The sequence below is a fragment of the Candidatus Poriferisodalis sp. genome (genome assembly GCF_965208925.1).
In the GTDB taxonomy this organism is placed as follows: domain Bacteria; phylum Actinomycetota; class Acidimicrobiia; order Acidimicrobiales; family Poriferisodalaceae; genus Poriferisodalis.
The window spans coordinates 3,448,391-3,466,280 of record NZ_OZ242364.1; the positions used below are offsets into that span (position 1 = coordinate 3,448,391).

Annotated in this window: 14 protein-coding genes; 5 read left to right on the forward strand and 9 right to left on the reverse strand. The window is 67.1% G+C overall.

The features are described 5' to 3' along the window. Positions 1-22 precede the first annotated feature (22 nt). Positions 23-1,708, forward strand: coding sequence for an AMP-binding protein (locus ACOGI5_RS15270; RefSeq protein ID WP_419865256.1), 1,686 nt, complete (start codon positions 23-25; stop codon positions 1,706-1,708). Between the two features lie 72 nt (positions 1,709-1,780). Here the strand turns inward: ACOGI5_RS15270 and ACOGI5_RS15275 are convergent, their stop codons facing one another. Beyond that, a complete protein-coding gene (locus ACOGI5_RS15275) occupies positions 1,781-2,767 on the reverse strand; it encodes an NADPH:quinone oxidoreductase family protein (protein ID WP_419865257.1) in 987 nt (328 codons plus the stop codon). Between the two features lie 148 nt (positions 2,768-2,915). On the opposite strand from ACOGI5_RS15275, the gene ACOGI5_RS15280 reads away from it, so the two are divergent. After that, complete coding sequence (locus ACOGI5_RS15280; protein WP_419865258.1) at positions 2,916-3,920, forward strand: isopenicillin N synthase family dioxygenase; 1,005 nt, start codon at positions 2,916-2,918, stop codon at positions 3,918-3,920. Positions 3,921-3,946: 26 nt separating this feature from the next. On the opposite strand, the gene ACOGI5_RS15285 is transcribed toward ACOGI5_RS15280, so the two are convergent. Continuing rightward, positions 3,947-6,397 (reverse strand): CaiB/BaiF CoA transferase family protein, encoded by a 2,451-nt coding sequence (locus tag ACOGI5_RS15285; protein ID WP_419865259.1) that lies wholly within the window; start codon positions 6,395-6,397, stop codon positions 3,947-3,949. Positions 6,398-6,456: 59 nt separating this feature from the next. Next, entirely contained in the window at positions 6,457-7,140 is a 684-nt protein-coding gene (locus tag ACOGI5_RS15290) for a hypothetical protein (RefSeq protein WP_419865260.1), read from the reverse strand. Between the two features lie 179 nt (positions 7,141-7,319). On the opposite strand from ACOGI5_RS15290, the gene ACOGI5_RS15295 reads away from it, so the two are divergent. From ACOGI5_RS15295 to ACOGI5_RS15305, 3 genes are all read left to right on the forward strand, one after another. Then, on the forward strand, positions 7,320-8,774 hold the full coding sequence (locus ACOGI5_RS15295) for an amidase (protein WP_419865261.1): 1,455 nt from the start codon (positions 7,320-7,322) through the stop codon (positions 8,772-8,774). Positions 8,775-8,837: 63 nt separating this feature from the next. Continuing rightward, entirely contained in the window at positions 8,838-9,647 is an 810-nt protein-coding gene (locus tag ACOGI5_RS15300) for an alpha/beta fold hydrolase (protein WP_419865262.1), read from the forward strand. An 11-nt stretch (positions 9,648-9,658) separates the two neighbouring features. Continuing rightward, positions 9,659-10,822, forward strand: coding sequence for a CaiB/BaiF CoA transferase family protein (locus ACOGI5_RS15305; RefSeq protein ID WP_419865263.1), 1,164 nt, complete (start codon positions 9,659-9,661; stop codon positions 10,820-10,822). Between the two features lie 58 nt (positions 10,823-10,880). Here ACOGI5_RS15305 and ACOGI5_RS15310 read toward each other — a convergent pair whose 3' ends face one another. The 6 genes from ACOGI5_RS15310 to ACOGI5_RS15335 all read right to left on the reverse strand — a co-directional run bounded on the left by ACOGI5_RS15310 (position 10,881) and on the right by ACOGI5_RS15335 (position 17,774). Further along, positions 10,881-11,771, reverse strand: a complete 891-nt coding sequence (locus tag ACOGI5_RS15310) for an acyl-CoA thioesterase (protein ID WP_419865264.1) — start codon at positions 11,769-11,771, stop codon at positions 10,881-10,883. Between the two features lie 102 nt (positions 11,772-11,873). Continuing rightward, complete coding sequence (locus tag ACOGI5_RS15315; RefSeq protein ID WP_419865265.1) at positions 11,874-13,346, reverse strand: amidase; 1,473 nt, start codon at positions 13,344-13,346, stop codon at positions 11,874-11,876. A gap of 77 nt (positions 13,347-13,423) precedes the next feature. Beyond that, entirely contained in the window at positions 13,424-14,758 is a 1,335-nt protein-coding gene (locus ACOGI5_RS15320) for an aspartate aminotransferase family protein (RefSeq protein WP_419865266.1), read from the reverse strand. A 69-nt stretch (positions 14,759-14,827) separates the two neighbouring features. Further along, positions 14,828-15,985 (reverse strand): aromatic ring-hydroxylating oxygenase subunit alpha, encoded by a 1,158-nt coding sequence (locus ACOGI5_RS15325; protein WP_419865267.1) that lies wholly within the window; start codon positions 15,983-15,985, stop codon positions 14,828-14,830. Beyond that, entirely contained in the window at positions 15,985-17,310 is a 1,326-nt protein-coding gene (locus ACOGI5_RS15330) for an aspartate aminotransferase family protein (RefSeq protein WP_419865268.1), read from the reverse strand. The genes ACOGI5_RS15325 and ACOGI5_RS15330 overlap by 1 nt, the downstream gene beginning before the upstream one ends. Positions 17,311-17,420: 110 nt before the next feature. After that, positions 17,421-17,774 (reverse strand): hypothetical protein, encoded by a 354-nt coding sequence (locus ACOGI5_RS15335; RefSeq protein ID WP_419865269.1) that lies wholly within the window; start codon positions 17,772-17,774, stop codon positions 17,421-17,423. Positions 17,775-17,890: the final 116 nt, after the last annotated feature.

Below are 17,890 nucleotides of genomic sequence, written 5' to 3' on the forward strand. Positions count from 1 at the left end.
GGCGAAGTCTACGATTCCGCCGATGGGCACCCGTGACCAAGGGACCAACACCCGCATCGCAGACGCCAGCGGCGTTGCCACCGACGGCTGGACCTTGCCAGCGCTCGTGCACCAGGCAGCCACTGCTCACGGCGACCGCGAGTTTCTCTCTTTCGAGGACGGCCGCACGCTCAGTTTCGCCCAGCTCGACGAGCAAACCGATCGGCTCGCCACCGCCCTTGCCGACCTCGGGCTGCGGCCAGGCGACCGGCTGCTGGGATTGCTCACCAACAGCCTCGAGTTCATGCTGCTCATGATCGCCACCCACAAGCGCCGCGCGATCTTCGTGCCGATCAACACCGATTTGCGCGGCACCTTCCTGGAGCACCAGGTCAACAACTCAGAGCCGCGCATCGTGGCGGTCGACCACGGGCTGCTGGAACGCTTCGATGACATCGAGCCGGGCTCCCTCACCCCGACCGAGACCGATATTCAGGCCACGATCCTGGTTGACGACGGCGACTACGGCGCCGGTGCCGGCGGCGTGCTCATGGGTTCGGAGGAGGTCTCGATCGAGGAGCTGCTGGATGCCGACGTGCGGCCCGAAGCGGTGCTGCAGGCCGAGCCGCGCGACGTCTGCACGATCATGTACACGTCGGGCACGACCGGACCCGCCAAGGGCGTGCTGATGCCACAGGCGCACTGCTATCTGTTCGGTCTCGGCACCGCGCGCAGCCTCCAGATCACACCGGACGATCGCTTCTACTGCTGCATGCCGCTGTTCCATGCGAACGGCCTGTTCATGCAGGTCTTTGCGTCGCTCCACGCCGGAGCTTCGGTGTACGTGGAGAAGCGGTTCAGCGCCGGCAAGTGGCTCAACACCGTGCGGCAGCACCACATCACACTGACCAACGCCCTTGGCGTTATGCCCGAGTTCATCTGGCGCAGCCCCCCGACCGACCGCGATCGCGACCATCTGCTCCGGGCCGTCATCGCTCTGCCCGTGGCGGCGGAATGGGCCGCCGCATTCGAAGAGCGGTTCGGCGTGCGGATCATGCAGGGCTACGGCATGACCGAGGTCAACATGGTTGCCTACACCAGCTTCGACGACCCGGTGATGTCGGGCTGCGCCGGGCGGCCGCTGGCCGACTACTTCGACGTGATCGTGGCCGACCCCGAGACCGACCAGCCGATCGCGCCCAATGAGACCGGCGAGATCTTGGTGCGCCCCAGGGTGCCGTTCTGCTTCAACGTGGGCTATCACCGCATGCCCGAGCGCACTGTGGCCGCGTGGCGGAACCTGTGGTTTCACACCGGCGATGCAGGCAAGCTCGACGAGGCCGGGCGGCTGCACTTCGTGGACCGGCTGAACGACCGCATCCGCCGGCGCGGCGAGAACATCTCCAGCTACGAGGTGGAAACGGTCATCAACGGCTACGACCGCGTGATCGAGAGCGCCGTTGTCGGCTTGCGCGTCGAAGGTGCCGGCGGGGAGGACGAGGTGCTGGCGGTTGTCGCCGTCAGCGGGCCGGCGCCCGATCCGGTCCACTTCCTGGACTGGTGCGTGCCGCGCATGCCCCGCCACAGCGTGCCGCGTTTCCTGCACTTCGTCACCGAACTCGACAAGACCGCCTCAGGCAAGATCCGCAAGCAGGCCATCCGCGACGCCGGTGTCACCCCGGACCTGTGGGACCGGGAGTCAGTCGGTTACAGAGTGGCCCGCGGCTGAGCGGGCACTAGCAAATACAGCGGCCCGCGGCTGAGCGGGCACCAGCAAGCACAGCGGCCCGCGGCTGAGCGCCTACAGATCGGGACGAAGCAAGACCCTGCCGGTGGTGCGACGTTCTTGCAGGTCGCGCAGGCCGTCGATCAGACCTTCGAGCGGCAGCTCTTGGCTGACCAGCGGATCCAGGCTGCCGTCCGCAACCTGCGGCCAGATCTCGGCGTAGCACTCGTCAAGCACCTCGTCTTTGCGGCCGCGGTAGCCGCCCATGTGCACGCCGACAACTGAGTAGTTCTTGACCAGCAGGTGGTTGGCCGGTGCCTGCGGAATCGTGCCGCTGGCGAATCCCACCACCAGCAGCCGGCCTTCCCACGCCACCAGCCGCCGCGCGACGTCGAAGTACTTGCCGCCGACGGGGTCGTAGATGATGTCGCAGCCCCGGCCGCCCGTGGCATCCATGACCGACTGGTACAGGTCGTCGTTGTCGTAGTCGATGACGATGTCGGCGCCGAGCTGGCGGCAGGTCTCCACCTTGGCGGCCCCGCCTGCAGCAGCAAGCACGGTGCAGCCCGCCGCCTTCGCCATCTGCACCGCGGCAGAACCGACGCCGCCGGCTGCGGCGAGCACCAGCACCGTCTCGCCGGCTTGCATCTGGCCCCGCCGGTACAGCGAGAACCATGCGGTGCCGTAGATCACGTTCGCGGCGCAGGCAGCCGGGATCGACACATCGTCAGGCACGTGCCGTGCCGTACGGCCCCTGATGAGAGCCTCGCTGGCGTAACCGCCCCAACCGCCGGCACCCGAGCCGATCACGCGGTCGCCGACCTTCAGGTCGCAATCGGGACCCACGGCAACGACCGTGCCCGACGCTCCCATCCCAGGAGTGAAGGGGGGATCCCACCGCTCCTGATAGGTGCCCTGGCAGTGCAGGATGTCCGCGAAGTTGAGGTCGGTGGCTTCCACCGTGATCCGTGCCTGGCCCGGCCCGGGCTCGGGAGAGTCGTACTCACCCAGCTCCAGCACATCCCACGGGTAGCCCAACTCGTTCAGTCGCCACGCCTTCATCGGTGCTCCCTGACTCGATCGCCTGCGCACTCGGCCCGGCTCACTGAACCCGGCCGAGACGGCTGCACCGTAGCAACGACACGTCACCTCATTCCGGGACGCCAGGACAGCCAGGCGCGTACGCTCAGGATGACGCAAAGGGGGAAACGTGGCGCTCACGACACACGACCGCGATGTCACACGGCAGACCGACGGCTCGGCGGACGTCATCCCAGTGCTCGATCTGGCTGCGCTGAATGAGCCGGTGCCCGATGTCGCAGCCCAAGCCACCCTCGCGGCGGAGCTGCGGGATGCGCTCACCGAGGTGGGCTTCTTCTTCATCGTCAACCACGGCGTAGCTGCCAGCACGATCGAGCACATGTTCGACGAGGCCCGGCGGATTCATGCGCTGCCCCAGGCAGTCAAGGACTCGATTCCGATGGGCAAGGTGGTCGGCGGCTACCTCGGGATGGGCGGCGGCACCTCCTACGCATCGGACATCGCCGGACCGGTGCGCAAGCCCAACCAGAACGAGGCGTTCTTCTGCCACCGGTACGGCTATCACACGCAGAATCAGTTCCCCCCGCTCGACGGGTTCGCCGAGAGCTGCGAGATGTACATCGACCAGCTCATCGCGCTGGGCTCACGGATGCTGCCGATCCTGGCCCTGTCGCTGGACCTGCCCCCGGACTACTTCATTCCCCACTTCGACGAACCCAGCGTGTCGCTGCGCATGTCGCACTACCCGCCGATGGACTACGACGACAACGAGTGGGGCCTCGCGCCACATACCGACAGCTCGGTCTTCACGTTCCTGCCCGCCAACGACGTTCCGGGGCTGGAGATCCGACCAGCGGGCTATGACTGGATCGCTCCGCCCCAGATGGCCGGTTCGTACCTCGTCAACAGCGGCGACATGCTGAAGCGCTGGACGAACAACGTCTACCTGTCGACAGCGCACCGGGCACGCAACCTGTCGGCCGGCGACCGGTACGCGGTGCCGTTCTTCTACGGAGCCCGAGATGACGCCGTCGTGGACCCGGTGTCCACGACGGTCAGCGCCGAGCAACCAGCCCGTCACGAGCCGATCACCTACGGCGACTACCAGCGCTGGTTCCTGAACCGGAACTACGAGAACGTCACCGGCACCAAGGTCGGCAAGTTCGAGAGCTGACAGCCGGAGGCTGAGCCGGCGCCGAGCTACTCCAGCACCCCGGCCACGGCCAACTCAGAGATCCGATCCTGGTCGTAGCCCAGCAACTCCTCCAGCACCGTGAAGGTGTGCTCGCCATAGGTCGGGCCCGCGTGATCGATGCCGTCTGAGCTGCGTGACATGGAGAATCGCGCTCCCTCCACCCACATCGTCCCGTTGGAGCCGTGCGGCACGTTGCGGAAGTGGTTGCGGTGAGCGAGTTGCGGATCGTTCGTCATCACTTCGGAATTGGCGACTGCGTGGGCCGGCACGCCAGCAGCCTGGAGCTCGACGTGCGCTTCGACGTTGTCTCGCTGCGAGGTCCACGCAGTGATCCGGTCGGCGATCTCGCCAGCGCGTTCACGCCGCTCCCCGGCAGCCAGGCCGGCCATGTCATCGGCACCGATCACACCGCAGAGGGCAGCCCACTGGTCGTCGTGCTCACATGCCACGGCGATCCAACGGTCATCGCCCGCCGATGCGAACACCCCATGGGGCGACATCGTCGGATGGTCGTTGCCCATCTTGTCGGGAAGGTGCCCGTTCACGTCGTAGTCGAGCACTGCGGGCGCCAGGAAGGTCATCGACGACTCGGCCTGCGACAGGTCGATGTACTGGCCCTCGCCGGTACGGTCCCGATGGTCCAGGGCGGCCAGCAGTGCGGCACTCAGGAACTTGGGCGACACGTAGTCGGTGTATGCGCCGAAGACGCCAGCGGGGTCGCGGTCGGGCCAGCCGGTCATCTCGTAGAAGCCCGACATGGACGCGCCCATCGTGCCGAAGCCGGCCAGCGACGACAGCGGTCCGCTCTGTCCGAACAGGCAGCTCGACGCCATGATGATGTCGGGCTTGACTGCTCGCAGGTCCTCGTAGGCCAGGTTGAGGTCGGCCAGCGCGTGGGGCGAGAACGACTCTGTCACGATGTCGGCCCAGCGCACCAGGTCGAGGATGAGATCGCGGCTCTCTGGCTTGGAGATGTCGATGGTGATGCCGAGCTTGCTGGCGTTCATGTTCTGGTAGAGCCCGCCGTTCTCCGCACCGGCCTCATCGTTGAGGAACGGCTGGATCGTGCGGGCGGCTTCCACCTTGTGAGTGGACTCGACACGCACCACCGTGGCACCCCAGTCAGCGAGTTCACGGGTGGAACCCGGCCCAGCCATGACCCACATGAAGTCCAGGATCTTGACGTCCGCAAGCGGCAGCGCCGGATCGCGGTGACCCGCTGCCGCTGCCGCCACTGAGCGCTCAGACACTGCAACCGACACCGGGGCGCTCGCTTCGGCGAGCACTTCGTCAGTGTGCTGACCCACCGAAGGCGGCGGAGTCGAGATGTCGAGAGGTGTCGCGCTGAACTGCGCGCACGGTCCCGGGTAGCGCACCGAATCGCGGCCGCCGGTGGGGATGTCGCGCCAGAAGCCACGCTCGGAGTACTGCGGCGATTCGACGACGTCCGCCACCGTGGTGATCGGCACGATGAGCAGGCGCTTGTCCAACGCCACCTCGAGCAGCTCAGCCTTGGTGCGCGTGGCAGTGAAGTCCGCTGCGACCTGCTGGATGCGCTCGTACTCGGTGGGCGGGATGCGTCCGGTGATGACGCCCTCGACGAAGTTGATCCAGTCGATTTCCAAGTCGCTGTCGGCACAGCCGCCCTCGGAATGCATCCATTCGAACAGGCGCGCCCCAAATGGCCCGATGGACTCCCCGAACAGGATCGTCGCCGACACGAAACCGTCGGCGGCAGGCGAGCGCAGCCGCACCCGGAACGGACCGAGTCGCGCACCGCCGCTCATGCGCAGCAGCTCCGGCGAGTTGTACAGGTGGCACAGCGTCGCTGACTGCGTGGCCTGGGTGACTGCCTGCTGGGCGCTGACGTCGACGTGCTGCCCGAGGCCGCTGCGCTGGCGCTCACGCAGCGCGATCAGCGAACCGACCGCCGCTTCGGCGGACGCGTGCAGGAAGCACTGGTCGAGCGGGATGCGCAGCGGCGGTCGATCCTCGTCGCCGACCACGTTGGACAGCATGCTCGCCGCAGAGACGATGAGGTCGGTGGCCGCCCAGTCCGCCTTCGGCCCGGATTGGCCGAATGCCGTCACCGACGTATAGACGAGCCCGGGATTGACCTCGGCCAGGTCCTGGGGCCCCAGACCGCGGGCAGCCATCGCACCAGGTGCATCCGACTCGATGAGCACGTCTGCGGTGGCCGCGAGATCCCGGAGCTGCTGCTGGTCGTTCGCATCGTCGAGATCGAGCACGACGCTGCGCTTGCCGCGGTTGTAGGACCAGAACCACAGCGACGCTTCGGGGTCGCTCTCGCGCCCGGCGACGAACGGGCCGACGGCGCGCGCGGCGGAGCCACCCGGCGGTTCCACCAGCACAACGTCCGCGCCGAGATCGGCAAGCAGCGCTCCCGCCATCTGGCCTCGATGATCCGACAGATCCAGTACTCGACAGCCCAGCACGATGATGCCCTTCCCGTTGGTTGCGCGCAGAACCTACTTCGGCTGCGGGAGGGCTCTGATCAACGCTCCAACACAGGCTGCGCCTCGACGACTCGCAGCGAGACCGGAGTGGGAACGACTACCGGACCGGCGATCCCTGACAATCCGGTGCTCGAAGTCCATCGCACCGTCCAGACGGACTGGACTGTGCCGCGAAAACGGCCGGTCAGCCCTGCAGTAGAGGCACGCTGGAAGACGTGACTGCACAGCGAGCGAGTGCCGGGCACGAGCCACGGCAGGCCCGGGCCCGGGCACGACACCAAGAGCGACCCGTCGCCGGGCATCAGCTGCAGCGTCACCGGCGTGGCGACGAGGGTCACCACGACACTGCCGGCAGCGACGACGCGCACGATGGGCCGCCAGCTCGCCGCGGGCACCCAGAACCACGTGTCGATGCCGACCAGCGTGCGGACCCGCTGCGCCGGGGGTGCGAACAGCGGCACCGGGCGCGGGAACGACAGCGACGACAGGCCCAAGTTGGCGGCTTCGCCGACGCGCTCCGCCTTGTGGGCAGGATCCCGGCTGTCCACCTCAATGTGCAGGTCTCCCAGAGCCGGATCGCGTGCTGAGGGTCGCTCGGCCTGTGTTCCGACGGAAAGGCTCGAACTGCCGCCTCGCAGCGTGAAGGCGGGCCCAGCCGATGCTGCTGGCGCCAAGTGGAGGCTCACCAGACTCAGGCTCGTACCGAGGATGATGAATTTCATGATATTTCGCATGCACCTACCGTCGTGCCGCTGCACATCGCAGGCAAGCGAGTTTCGAGGTGCCGGCGCAGGCAGGCAGCGGCCGGATGCGGCGAACTAGGTTGCCTGCACCGTTCAACACGAACGTGGCCAGGACGAGTCCGGCCACCACCAACTTGTCAGTCCAGGAGGTTCGGCCCATGGCCGCGGATGATTTCGCTTACGCCACGACCATCGAAACCGCCGCTGCCGTTGCCGCGGGGGACGTTTCGTCCCGTGAGCTGCTTGAGGCGGCGCTCGCGCGGGTGGAACGTCTCGACGGTCCGATCAACGCCGTCGTCGCGCTCGACGCCGAGCGGGCACGAGCCGCCGCAGACGACGCCGATGCAGCAGTGGCTCGCGGAGACGATCTGGGACCGCTGCACGGCGTTCCCGTCACCATCAAGGACTCGTTCCAGACCGAGGGACTCGTCACGACCTCGGGTGCCCCCGCGCTCGCCGATTTCGTGCCTGAGCGCGACGCCGATCCCGTCGCTCGCTACAAGGCCGCCGGAGCGGTCGTGTTCGCCAAGACCAACCTGCCGCTGTTTGCTGGCGACGCGCAGTCCTACAACGAGGTGTACGGCACCACCGCCAATCCGTACAACGTCGAGCACACGCCCGGCGGCTCCTCGGGCGGATCAGGGGCGGCGCTGGCTGCCGGCTATACCCCGCTCGAACTCGGCTCCGACATCGGCGGCTCCATCCGGATCCCATCGCACTGGTCGGGCGTCACCGGGCACAAGCCCAGCTACGGCATCGTCTCGGCGCTGGGCCAGATCCCCGGCATGCCGGGAACGCTCAGCCAGGCTGACATCGCCGTGGCGGGCCCGATGGCCCGTGACGTCGACGACCTCGAGATGGCACTCGACATTCTGGCCGGGCCCGATGCCTGGAACTCCAAGGCGTACTCGCTCGACCTGCCGCCGGCGCGCCACGGCGATATCGCTGATTTCCGCGTAGCCGTCTGGCTGGACGAGGAGCTGTGCCCGATCGACAGCCAGTACCGGGAGCTGCTCCTAGGAGCAGCCAGCGCGCTGGAGCAGGCTGGGGCCCGCGTGGACACCGAGGCCCGGCCGTCGTTCACGTTCGAGAAAGCCGTCGACACCTTCCTGCACCTGCTCTCGGCCGCCGAGGCCGGGACCTGGACGCTCGCCCAGCTGGAAGAGATCGCCTCGGGGAACGAAGAGCCTCAGGGGGATCTCGGCATCTGGTACGCAGCAATGCGTCACCGGGAATGGCTGAGCTGGCACGAGCGCCGGCTGCAGCAGCGCAGGCGATGGGAAGAGTTCTTTTCCGATTGGGATGTCGTGCTGCTGCCGGTGACACCGACCGCTGCGGTCCGTCACGACCACAGCCGTCCTGCCACAAATCGCCGGATCACCGTGAACGGCGAGAGCCGCCCCTACTTCGACATCATCAAGTGGATGGGGCCCACGGGCGTGTCGTGGCTGCCCGCCACGGTCGTACCAGTGGGCACAGTGCCCGCGGCCGGTGGTGACTTGCCGGTCGGGGTGCAGATCGCGGGACCATTCCTGGAAGACCGAACGACGCTGGCCGTAGGCCGCTTCCTCAACGAGGCGCTCGGCGGGTTCCAGCGACCGGCGGGCTTCTGAGCAACGCAGCGCTCGTTCTCCAACCAAGAGTCGGAACCACTTGCGAGCCCGTTGCGACGCGCCATGACCGCAGACGAAGAACGGCTTCACGCAGTTGTCCACGACGGTGACGGCCCAGTGGCACTGCTGGTGCATGGTGCACTGGGCAGTCGCTCGTACTGGGACGACAACATCGGAGCGCTGCAGACGGTCTGCCGCCCAGTGGTGATGGAGCTGTGGGGACACGGCCGATCGCCTGGCCCCGTCGAACCTGAGCGATACCGGCCGCACAGCTATGTGACCGAATTCGAGCGGCTTCGAGTGGAGCTCGACGCCGAACGGATCTGGATGATCGGGCAGTCGCTGGGAGCGGCGCTCGCCTTGCACTACGTGCTCGCGCACCCCGCTCACGTCATCGGCGCCGTGCTCACCAACTCGTCATCGGCCTTCAGCGAGCCCGCCGTGTGGGCCGAGCGCACCGAGACTCTGGTGGAAGAGCGGGCGCTCGAAGTCGAGGCGCACGGCATCGAAGTACTGCGCGACAGCTGGATCAACCCAGGCCGCTCGAAGCGCATCTCGCCAGCGGTACGAGCCAAGCTGGCAGGCGAGTTCTCCGAGCACGATGCCGCTGGGCTGGCCAACTCGTTCCGCCTCACCAACACGGGGATCCCGCTCGGGGAACGCCTGGCGGATGTAGCCGTGCCCGTACTGCTCACCAACGGCACCGAGGAAGGCCGCTTTCAGCATCTCCTTCCGAGGGCGAGGCAGATCCCCGACCTGCAGATAGCCGATCTGCCGGCCTCGCACGCGGTGAACGCCCAAGACCCCGCAGGATGGAACGCCGCCGTCACCAGATTCATCCGGCAACACGCCCACACACCGCACGCCCATTAGAGGAGGCATCCATGGGGACAGGACCGCTCGAAGGCATCACGGTGATCGACGTCTCCAGCGCGGTGGCAGGCGCATGGGTGTCGTCCCACCTTGCCGAGATGGGTGCCGATGTGGTGATGATCGAGAAGGTGGGCGCCTCCGACGTGATGCGCCTGACCGGCGCGATCGTCGGCGACCAATCGGGCTGCTGGGTCCAGATGCACCGCAACAAGCGCGGCATGGACCTCGACATCCGCGACGAGCGCGGGCGCGAAGTACTGCTGCAGCTCGTCGAGCGCGCCGACGTGTTCGTCCAGAACTTCCGACCCGGCGTGGCCGAGCGACTGCGCATCGGCTACGACGATCTCAGCGCCGTCAACCCCGATCTCGTCTACCTGTCAGTGTCGGGTTTCGGCCCTGACGGCCCGTATGCGCACCAACCGGTCTATGACCCGATCATCCAGTCGCTGACGGGCATGACCGAGGCGCAGGGCGGTGACTTCGTCAAGTCCGCCACTGCGGACAAGACCACGGCGATGACAGGTGCCAATGCTGTCCTCGGGGCTTTGCTGGCCAGATCGAACGGCGCCGGCGGCCAGCATGTCGAGGTCAACCTGCTCGATTCGACGCTGTCATGGATGTGGCTCGACTACTTCTGGAACGAGTCGGTGCCCGACGCCATACCGACGCCCTCTTACAGCGAGTGGTACAGCCCGTGGAAGACCACCGACGGCTGGGTGGGAGCGATCTGGCCGGCGGACGATCAGTACGCCCGCGTGTGCGTGAAGCTGGGTGTGCCGCATCTGATCGAGGATTCTCGCTTCGCCACCCGCCAGGCCCGGATACGGAACTCGAATGAGCACCAGGATGTGTTCGCCAAACTGCTCGGCGAGTTCACGACGGCCGAGGCGCTCACCGCACTCGAGGCCGCTGACGTTCCCTGCGCGCCGGTGCTCGACATCAGCGAAGTTTTTGATGACCCCCAGGTGAAGCACAATCAGACGGTGCTCACTCATCATCACACCGACGTGGGCCAGATCCGCACCACACGCTTCCCGGCCCGGTTCAGCAAGACGCCCACCGAGCTTGAGCGCTTGGCCCCGGCCAAGGGCGAGCACACCGATGAGGTGCTGACGGAGCTGGGCCGCTCCCCCGCCGAGATCGCCGAGCTTCGCGCCGACGGCATCGTCGGCTGAGCGCCCCACTGCCGGTCCCGCCGTGCGAGGCGGGAGACTGACGGTCCGGAGGGGTACGTCAGAGGCGGGCGAGCGCTTCCTGGATGGCGGTGGCCACCAGCCGGCCATTCTGCCAGAAACGGGCTTCGGAGGTGCCGCGGTTGCCGCCGGCCATCAGCGGTCGCTGCTGGCAGTAGATCCACTCGTCGGCGCGGGCGGGCTCATGGAACCACATGGCGTGATCCAGGCTGACCACCTGCGCGCTGGGGTCGAGCCAGGTGACCCCGTAGGGCACGATCACGTTGTCGGCGAGACAGTCGTCGCTCATGTAAGCGATGATCGCTTCGTGAATCGCCGGATCGTCCGGCAGCCGGCGCGGCGCACGGAACCAGTAGTCGATGCCGCCGCGTGGTGACGGCCCCGTCGGCGCCCATGGAGCATGCACGAGCCGGTATTCGACCGGCCGGGTCATGTACGACCACTGCTCACCGAAGATGGGGCCCACCTGCGCAATGCACTCCTGGTAGGTGGGAACTGAGGTCGGCGGCGGCGCATCGTCGGGCAACGGGGTCTGAATGTCGACCTTGCCCGTCTCGGGGACGTGGAACGTGGCCGTGAGCTCGAAGATCAGGCGGTCGGATTGGAAGGCCTGCGAGCGGCGGGTGCAGAATGCCCGCCCGTCGCGCACGCGCTCCACCTGGTAGTCGACTTCCGCCAAGCCATCGCCGCCCCGCAGGAACACGGCGTGCACCGAGCTCATCGGCCGGTCGTCGTCGACGGTCCGCTGCGCCGCTACGACGGCCTGGGCCAGGACGTGCCCGCCGTACAGGCCGAACTCGTCGAAGCCAGAGCCCTTGCCTCGGAACGTGTCCGATCCGTCGTCGCTCTGCTGCAGGTCGAGCTGGTCCAGCAGTTCGTCCAAAGCCGCATCAACGGCCGCATCGGTGTCGGTCCCGGATGTGTCTGTCACGGCCTAGTTGATTAGCAGACGGCGCAGCACGCAGGCCCGATCAGCTGCACGAGCTGTCGTCGGCGCCGGGAGTCAGCCCGCAAACGGCACCCGTGGGCGCGGTTACTCGTAGCCGGGCGGGGAGACGAACCCGCCGAGCGTTCGCTCGATGAGGGCGGCGTACCGGATGCCGCGGCGGTCTGCCAAATGCGGCGCCACGATCTGGATGCCGACCGGCAGATTCAGCCCGTCATCGGTCATCCCGACCGGTGCGACCGTGCCCGGCAGATAGACGCTGCAGCTCCAGCCCGCCCAGAAGAGCTGATCCACGCCGAGCTCCTGGCGGCCGTCGATGTCGATAGTGCGCGTGGGCCGAGTGCCGGTGTGGTCGTGGACGAATGCCGCCGAGGCAGCGATCGGGCACAGCAGCAGGTCGTAGTCGTCGAAGAATCGGGCCCACGCCTGCCGGTAGCCCTCGCGCTTGTTGTGGTGAGCGAACCACTCGCGGTGGTTCATCGTCATGGCGTAATCGACCAGCGACTGGTAGTCGCCCTCGCCGTCGTGGTACCGGTGGGCACGGGACTGGGCCTCGTTCCACATCGCGTCGTCAGCCAGCGCGCCGGTGGCGGCGCGCAGCAGCATGAGATAGTTCTCGTTGAACTCGTGCTGGTTGATATCAGGGGTGGCTTCGCTCACGTCGGCACCCGCTGCCGCCAACGCATCTACTGCTCGCTGCAGCGTGTCGATCATCGCTGTCGAGTTGCGGATGACCGGCGTGTCGAGCATGACGCCCACCCGGAAGGCACCCAGCGTGTCGCGATGCTCCGGCTGGAGCGCCACGGAGTAGCCGCCGGCATCGAAGCCATCGGGTCCGGCGAGCACATCCAGTGCCAAGTCCAGGTCGGCGGCGCTGCGCGCCAGCGGGCCGCACACGGCGATGTCGCTGCTGACCAGCGCGCCGGGTACCGCGTGACCCCCGTCCGGCACCAACCCGTACGTCGGCTTGTGGCCGAACACGCCGCAGTAGTGCGCAGGATTGCGGATGGACGCACCGATGTCGGAGCCCAACTCCAGCGATGCCATGCCGGTAGCGAGTGAGACAGCCGAGCCACCGGAGGAACCGCCGGGAACACGTGTCAGGTCCCACGGGTTGTTGGTGCAGCCGTAGATGTCGTTGAAGCTCTGCCAGTCGCCCAGCATGAGCGGCACGTTGGTCTTGCCCCAGATGACCGCCCCTGCGTCGGTGTACCGGGTGACCGCGACGGCATCGCTGTCGGCCACGTTGTCGGCCCATGCGGGGTTGCCCCAGGTCGAGGGCGTGCCCGCCCAGTCGAACGCCTCCTTGATGGTCATCGGCACGCCGTGCAGCGGCCCCCAGCACTCCCCGGCGGCCAGCGCCGCGTCGGCCTCAGCGGCCCGCTCGCGTGCGTCGTCGATCCGGGTCAGTATCACCGCATTCACCGCTGGGTTGAGGCGCTCGTAGCGGCTGATCGCACCCTCCAGTGCTTCAGCTGCCGACACACGCCCCTGCCGGATCAGCGAGGCCAACTCGACTGCGGGCAAGAGGTTCGGGTCTGTCTTCGTTTCGCCTGTCATCGCGCTGAGACTAGGAGCCAGCCGGCGGCCACGTCCGGACGCAGGTCTGTGGCCAAAGCCGGTGTCGTCGCCGAGAGTCAGCCTTCGAACGCGACTGCAGCGGCCTCCAGGAGAAAGGCGACGTCATCGTCGGTAGTCGCCAGGCTGAGACTGCCGAATCCCCCACCGGACAGATAGACGCCAGCCGACTGGATCGCGTGCTCGAATCGCTCCAGCTCGACTGCCTCGTCGCTGCTGAGATGCGCGTCGCGGTAGTTGCGGATGTGCCTCGTGTGGGGATGGACCTTGAAGAGGCTCCCCCGGCCGGTCACCTGCCAGTCCACGCCAGCGGCATCGATCGCCGAGCGCAGGCCGGTGCGCACCGCCTCGCCCAGCTCATCCAGCCGGGCGAAGGCGTCGCGGTCGAGCAGGTTCATGGCTGCATGCCCGGCGGCCATCGTGACGGGATTGGCCGTGAACGTGCCGCCCGACGGCACCTTGGCACGGGCGCTGCCGGCCCGGGCGAACGTCGACATCGGCCCTTCGCGTCCCGCGACCCCGCCGACCGGGAACCCGCCGCCGATGATCTTGGCCACGGCGGTGAGGTCAGGGTCGATGCCGAGCAGTGTCTGCGCCCCGCCGTAGCCCAGCCGGAGCGAGATCACCTCGTCGAGCACCAGCAGCGCACCCACCTCACGGGTGGTCTCGCGGACTGCGTCGATGAAGTCGTGCTCGATGGCCGGCAGACCGACCTGGCTCGGCATCACGTCGAGCAGCACTGCCGCCAGACGGTCGCCCTGGCTGCGAATGGCCGCCCGAGCCCCCTCGGCATCGTTGAAGTGGATCACACTGACCTCTTCGGTCACCGAGTGCGGCGTGCCGAACGAGTACGGCACCGTCACCGGTGCCGCCGCATCGCCCCAGTTGGCGGGGCTCGACGCCAGAGAGGCTTCGGCGTGGTCGTAGGTGCCGTGATAGGCGCCTTCCACCTTGATGACATTCGGCCGACCGGTGAACGCCCGGGCTGCCTTCAGCGCTCCCATGACGGCCTCGGTTCCCGAATTGCAGAATCGGATGAGCTCGAAGCTCTCCACCCGCTCGCACAGCAGCGATGCCAGTTCGATCTCGACGTTGCTGGCCATCGCGAATGCGGTGCCGCGTGCCATCTGTGCGCTGACGGCCTGGGTCACCGCTGGATTGGCGTGCCCCACGATGATCGAGGTGAAGTTGTTGTTGCAGTCCAGGTAGCGGTTGCCGTCGACGTCGGTGACCCACGCACCGTTGCCGTGATCCACATAGATCGGGTTCGGCCGCCGCAGCAGCGTCGCCCGCGACACGCCGTCGGGAATCCACTGGTGCGCCTTGGCGTACAGCGCAGCCGATTGCGATTCTGAGCGCCCGCTGCTCGCCGATGACCCGATCCGTTCCGCCATCGGCTCAGTGTCGCAGAGCCGCCGCACCGGCTGACGGACTGAGGTCCGATTGATGGCCTGCTGCAGGGACTAGGCGGCGCCCGCCCGGCGGTAGGCATCAAGCACGAGCCCATGGAAATGATGCACGCCGTGCTCGGAGAGGCCCGAGCCGCCCGGATCGCACACGATGCGGCCTTGGCTGAACGCCGGCGTGCGCATGCCGCGCTGCACGCTCTCGACAATGCCGATGTCCTCGGGTTGCAGGATCTCGTCGATGTAGCGCATCGACTCGACGTCAGCCTCGCTCAGCTCCGGGGACTCGAAGTAGTAGTCGATGGTCTCATGCGTGGTCTCGGGCCCGGTGGGCACCATCTGCATGATGCTGAAGTTGCCGCGACCGGGGTAGCGCATCAAGCAGGTGTTGGGCCACAGCCACCACACGGCGAGATCCTTCACGCTGGAGCCTTCGACGTCGTAGGCCGAATTGTCCGAGTGGCCGGCACGGGCCATGTGACTGGAGTAGATGCCGTGGGTGGTGACGCGGTAGGTGTCCATCTCCACCAGCGTCACGAAGTCGGGGTGGGCGATGTGGCAGTGGTAGCACTCGAGGAAGTTGTCCACGACGTTCTTCCAATTCGAGGCGATCTCGTAGGAGAAGCGGCGAACGTGCGTGAGGTCGTTGACATCCGGCGCCCAGCGAGCGATCTCGGCGCCGAGCTCGCCGGATTGGGCGGCCAGCGACTTAGCCGACGAGTCCAGATTGACGTAGATGAACCCGCCGAATTCCTCTGCTTGCACCGGCTGGAGACAGATCTGCGAGGGGTCGAATCCCCGCACATGGTCGGTCTCGCGGGCCCGATGGAGCTGCCCGGACAGGTCGTAGGCCCAGCCGTGGTAGGGGCACACGATGCTGCCGGTGTTGCCGGCGCCGGCGAGCAGGTGGTGCGCCCGATGCTGGCAGACGTTGTAGAAGGCCCTCAGTGCGCCGTCATTGCCGCGCACCAGCGCGATGGGCATTCCGGCGACCGGCAGCGCCACGTAGTCACCCGGGTTGCGCAGCGACTCGACATGGCACACCCACTGCCAGCTTCGGGCGAACACCTCACGCTGCTCGATGTCGTGCCATCGGGGATCGATGTACGCATCTGCACGCAATGACAGCGACTTGGCAGGGTCGGGGTCGAAGCCCGCAGCGATGCTGACCGGTGCCTCGTGTTCAGTCTGTGCCGTGAGCTGCGTCTCGAGCATCACCCCGCATTATCCCCCGGCATCGAGGCCGCAGCGGCCATCAGGAAGTGCTCGATGTCGCCATCGCTGGTCGCCAAGTTCAGCGATCCGAGGCTGTCGCCGATGAAGTACACGCCGTTGGCCTGCATGCGCAACCCGAACTGTTCGATGACCGCCTTCTCGTCGCTGGACTGGTAGGAGTCGCGGTAGTTGCGGATGTGGCGCTGGTGGGGGTGCACCCGGAACAGGCTGCCCCGGCCGGTCACCTGCCAGCCCAGACCTTCCCGGTCGAAGAGCTCCCGCAGACCCGAGCGCACCGCTGCTCCCGCTTCGTCCAGCCGGGCGAACGCCGCATGGTCGAGGCGAGTCATCGTCTCGAGGCCTGCCGCCATCGTGATCGGGTTGGCCGAGAACGTGCCGCCCGACGGCACCTTGGCCCGGTCGCCGTCGATCCGCACGAACGTCTCCATCGGACCCGTGCGCCCGGCGATCGCGCCTACCGGGAATCCCCCGCCGATGATCTTGCCGAGCGTCGTCAAGTCCGGATCGATGCCTGCCAGCGTCTGCATGCCCCCGTGGCCCAGCCGGAACGTGATCACCTCGTCGAGCACCACCAGGGCGCCGACTTTGCGCGTGGCTTCCCGGATTGCCGTGATGAACTCAGGCTCGAGGTCGGGCATCCCGACCCGATTCGGCATCGGGTCAACCAGCACGGCGGCGAGCTGATCCCCGGCGCGCTGGATGGCGGCGCGGGCACCTTCAGCGTCGTTGTACGCGATGATGCCGACCTCTTCGGCAACCGATGTCGGTGTGCCGAATGCGTAGGTCACCGTCCGGGGGGCCCCAGCGTCTCCCCAGTTGGTGGGATCGGCTCCGAGGCTGGCCTCGGCGTGGTCGTAGGTGCCGTGATATGAGCCTTCCACCTTGATCACGTTTGGACGTCCCGTATACGCCCGAGCGGCCTTCAACGCGGCCATCACCGCCTCGGTGCCGGAGTTGCAGAAGCGGATCAGGTCGAAGCTCTCGACGCGCTCGCAGAGCAGCTCGGCCAGCTCGATCTCGACGTCGTTGGCAAGCGAGAAGGCTGAGCCGCGTGCCATCCGCTCCGCCACAGCGGCTGAAATGCCCGGGTCGGCGTGGCCGATGATGATCGAGGCGAAGTTGTTGTTGCAGTCGAGATAGCGATTGCCGTCCACGTCGGTGACCCAGGCACCGGAGGCGTGGTCGACATAAATGGGGTGCGGGCGCCGCAGCAGCATCGACCTCGACGAGCCGTCAGGAATCGAGCGCTGTGCTCGCTCGTACAGCGCTGCAGACTGCGGTGCGCTCCAATCTTGCTCCCGCATTTCGGCCCCCTCGTGCGACCAAGGTCGTCGTGGCGTCGGCTCAGTCTCGCAAACAGCGCTCGGATTATCAGCGACCTCAAGCCCAGTTGCGGCAGCGGCCTGGCGCCAGTTCAACGCGCGGGCCGAACACTCACCATCGGCACCGGATCGCCCGGATTCCCTGAACCCCGCCACCAGACGACAAATGCCGCTACGCCAGCGGATTCGTCGGTACGTACCACAACATCGACGCCGTCTCTCGTCACCACTACAGCATCTACACCCGGTCGGCCGACGCCGTAGATCAAATCGCCCCAGATCGAGTCTCCTTCGGCCTCAAGGCCTCCATATGACGGCGGCACGTAGTCACGGCCTGAACCGCCTACCAGCACGTCCGCTTCCGAGAACCACTCACCACAGAACGCCCCACCCGTGAACGCCTCGTCAGCCCTCGTGGATTCCTCCCAACCAGTCGGCGCGGCCAAGTGGAGATCTACGCAATGCTGATCGCCGTCGCGCGTCAATCTGACCTCTGCAGAGTCTTCCAAACGCTCCGCGCGACTCTCCAGAACTCCGTGAATTCGAGTCGCCACTGTCACAT

Excerpts from the sequence above, each read along its gene's own strand:
- ACOGI5_RS15295 (WP_419865261.1), top strand. The coding sequence starts at position 7,320 with ATGGCCGCGGATGATTTCGCTTACGCCACGACCATCGAAACCGCCGCT.
- ACOGI5_RS15325 (WP_419865267.1), bottom strand. The coding sequence starts at position 15,985 with ATGCTCGAGACGCAGCTCACGGCACAGACTGAACACGAGGCACCGGTC.
- ACOGI5_RS15275 (WP_419865257.1), bottom strand. The coding sequence starts at position 2,767 with ATGAAGGCGTGGCGACTGAACGAGTTGGGCTACCCGTGGGATGTGCTG.
- ACOGI5_RS15290 (WP_419865260.1), bottom strand. The coding sequence starts at position 7,140 with ATGAAATTCATCATCCTCGGTACGAGCCTGAGTCTGGTGAGCCTCCAC.
- ACOGI5_RS15330 (WP_419865268.1), bottom strand. The coding sequence starts at position 17,310 with ATGCGGGAGCAAGATTGGAGCGCACCGCAGTCTGCAGCGCTGTACGAG.
- ACOGI5_RS15315 (WP_419865265.1), bottom strand. The coding sequence starts at position 13,346 with ATGACAGGCGAAACGAAGACAGACCCGAACCTCTTGCCCGCAGTCGAG.
- ACOGI5_RS15305 (WP_419865263.1), top strand. The coding sequence starts at position 9,659 with ATGGGGACAGGACCGCTCGAAGGCATCACGGTGATCGACGTCTCCAGC.
- ACOGI5_RS15270 (WP_419865256.1), top strand. The coding sequence starts at position 23 with ATGGGCACCCGTGACCAAGGGACCAACACCCGCATCGCAGACGCCAGC.
- ACOGI5_RS15300 (WP_419865262.1), top strand. The coding sequence starts at position 8,838 with ATGACCGCAGACGAAGAACGGCTTCACGCAGTTGTCCACGACGGTGAC.
- ACOGI5_RS15320 (WP_419865266.1), bottom strand. The coding sequence starts at position 14,758 with ATGGCGGAACGGATCGGGTCATCGGCGAGCAGCGGGCGCTCAGAATCG.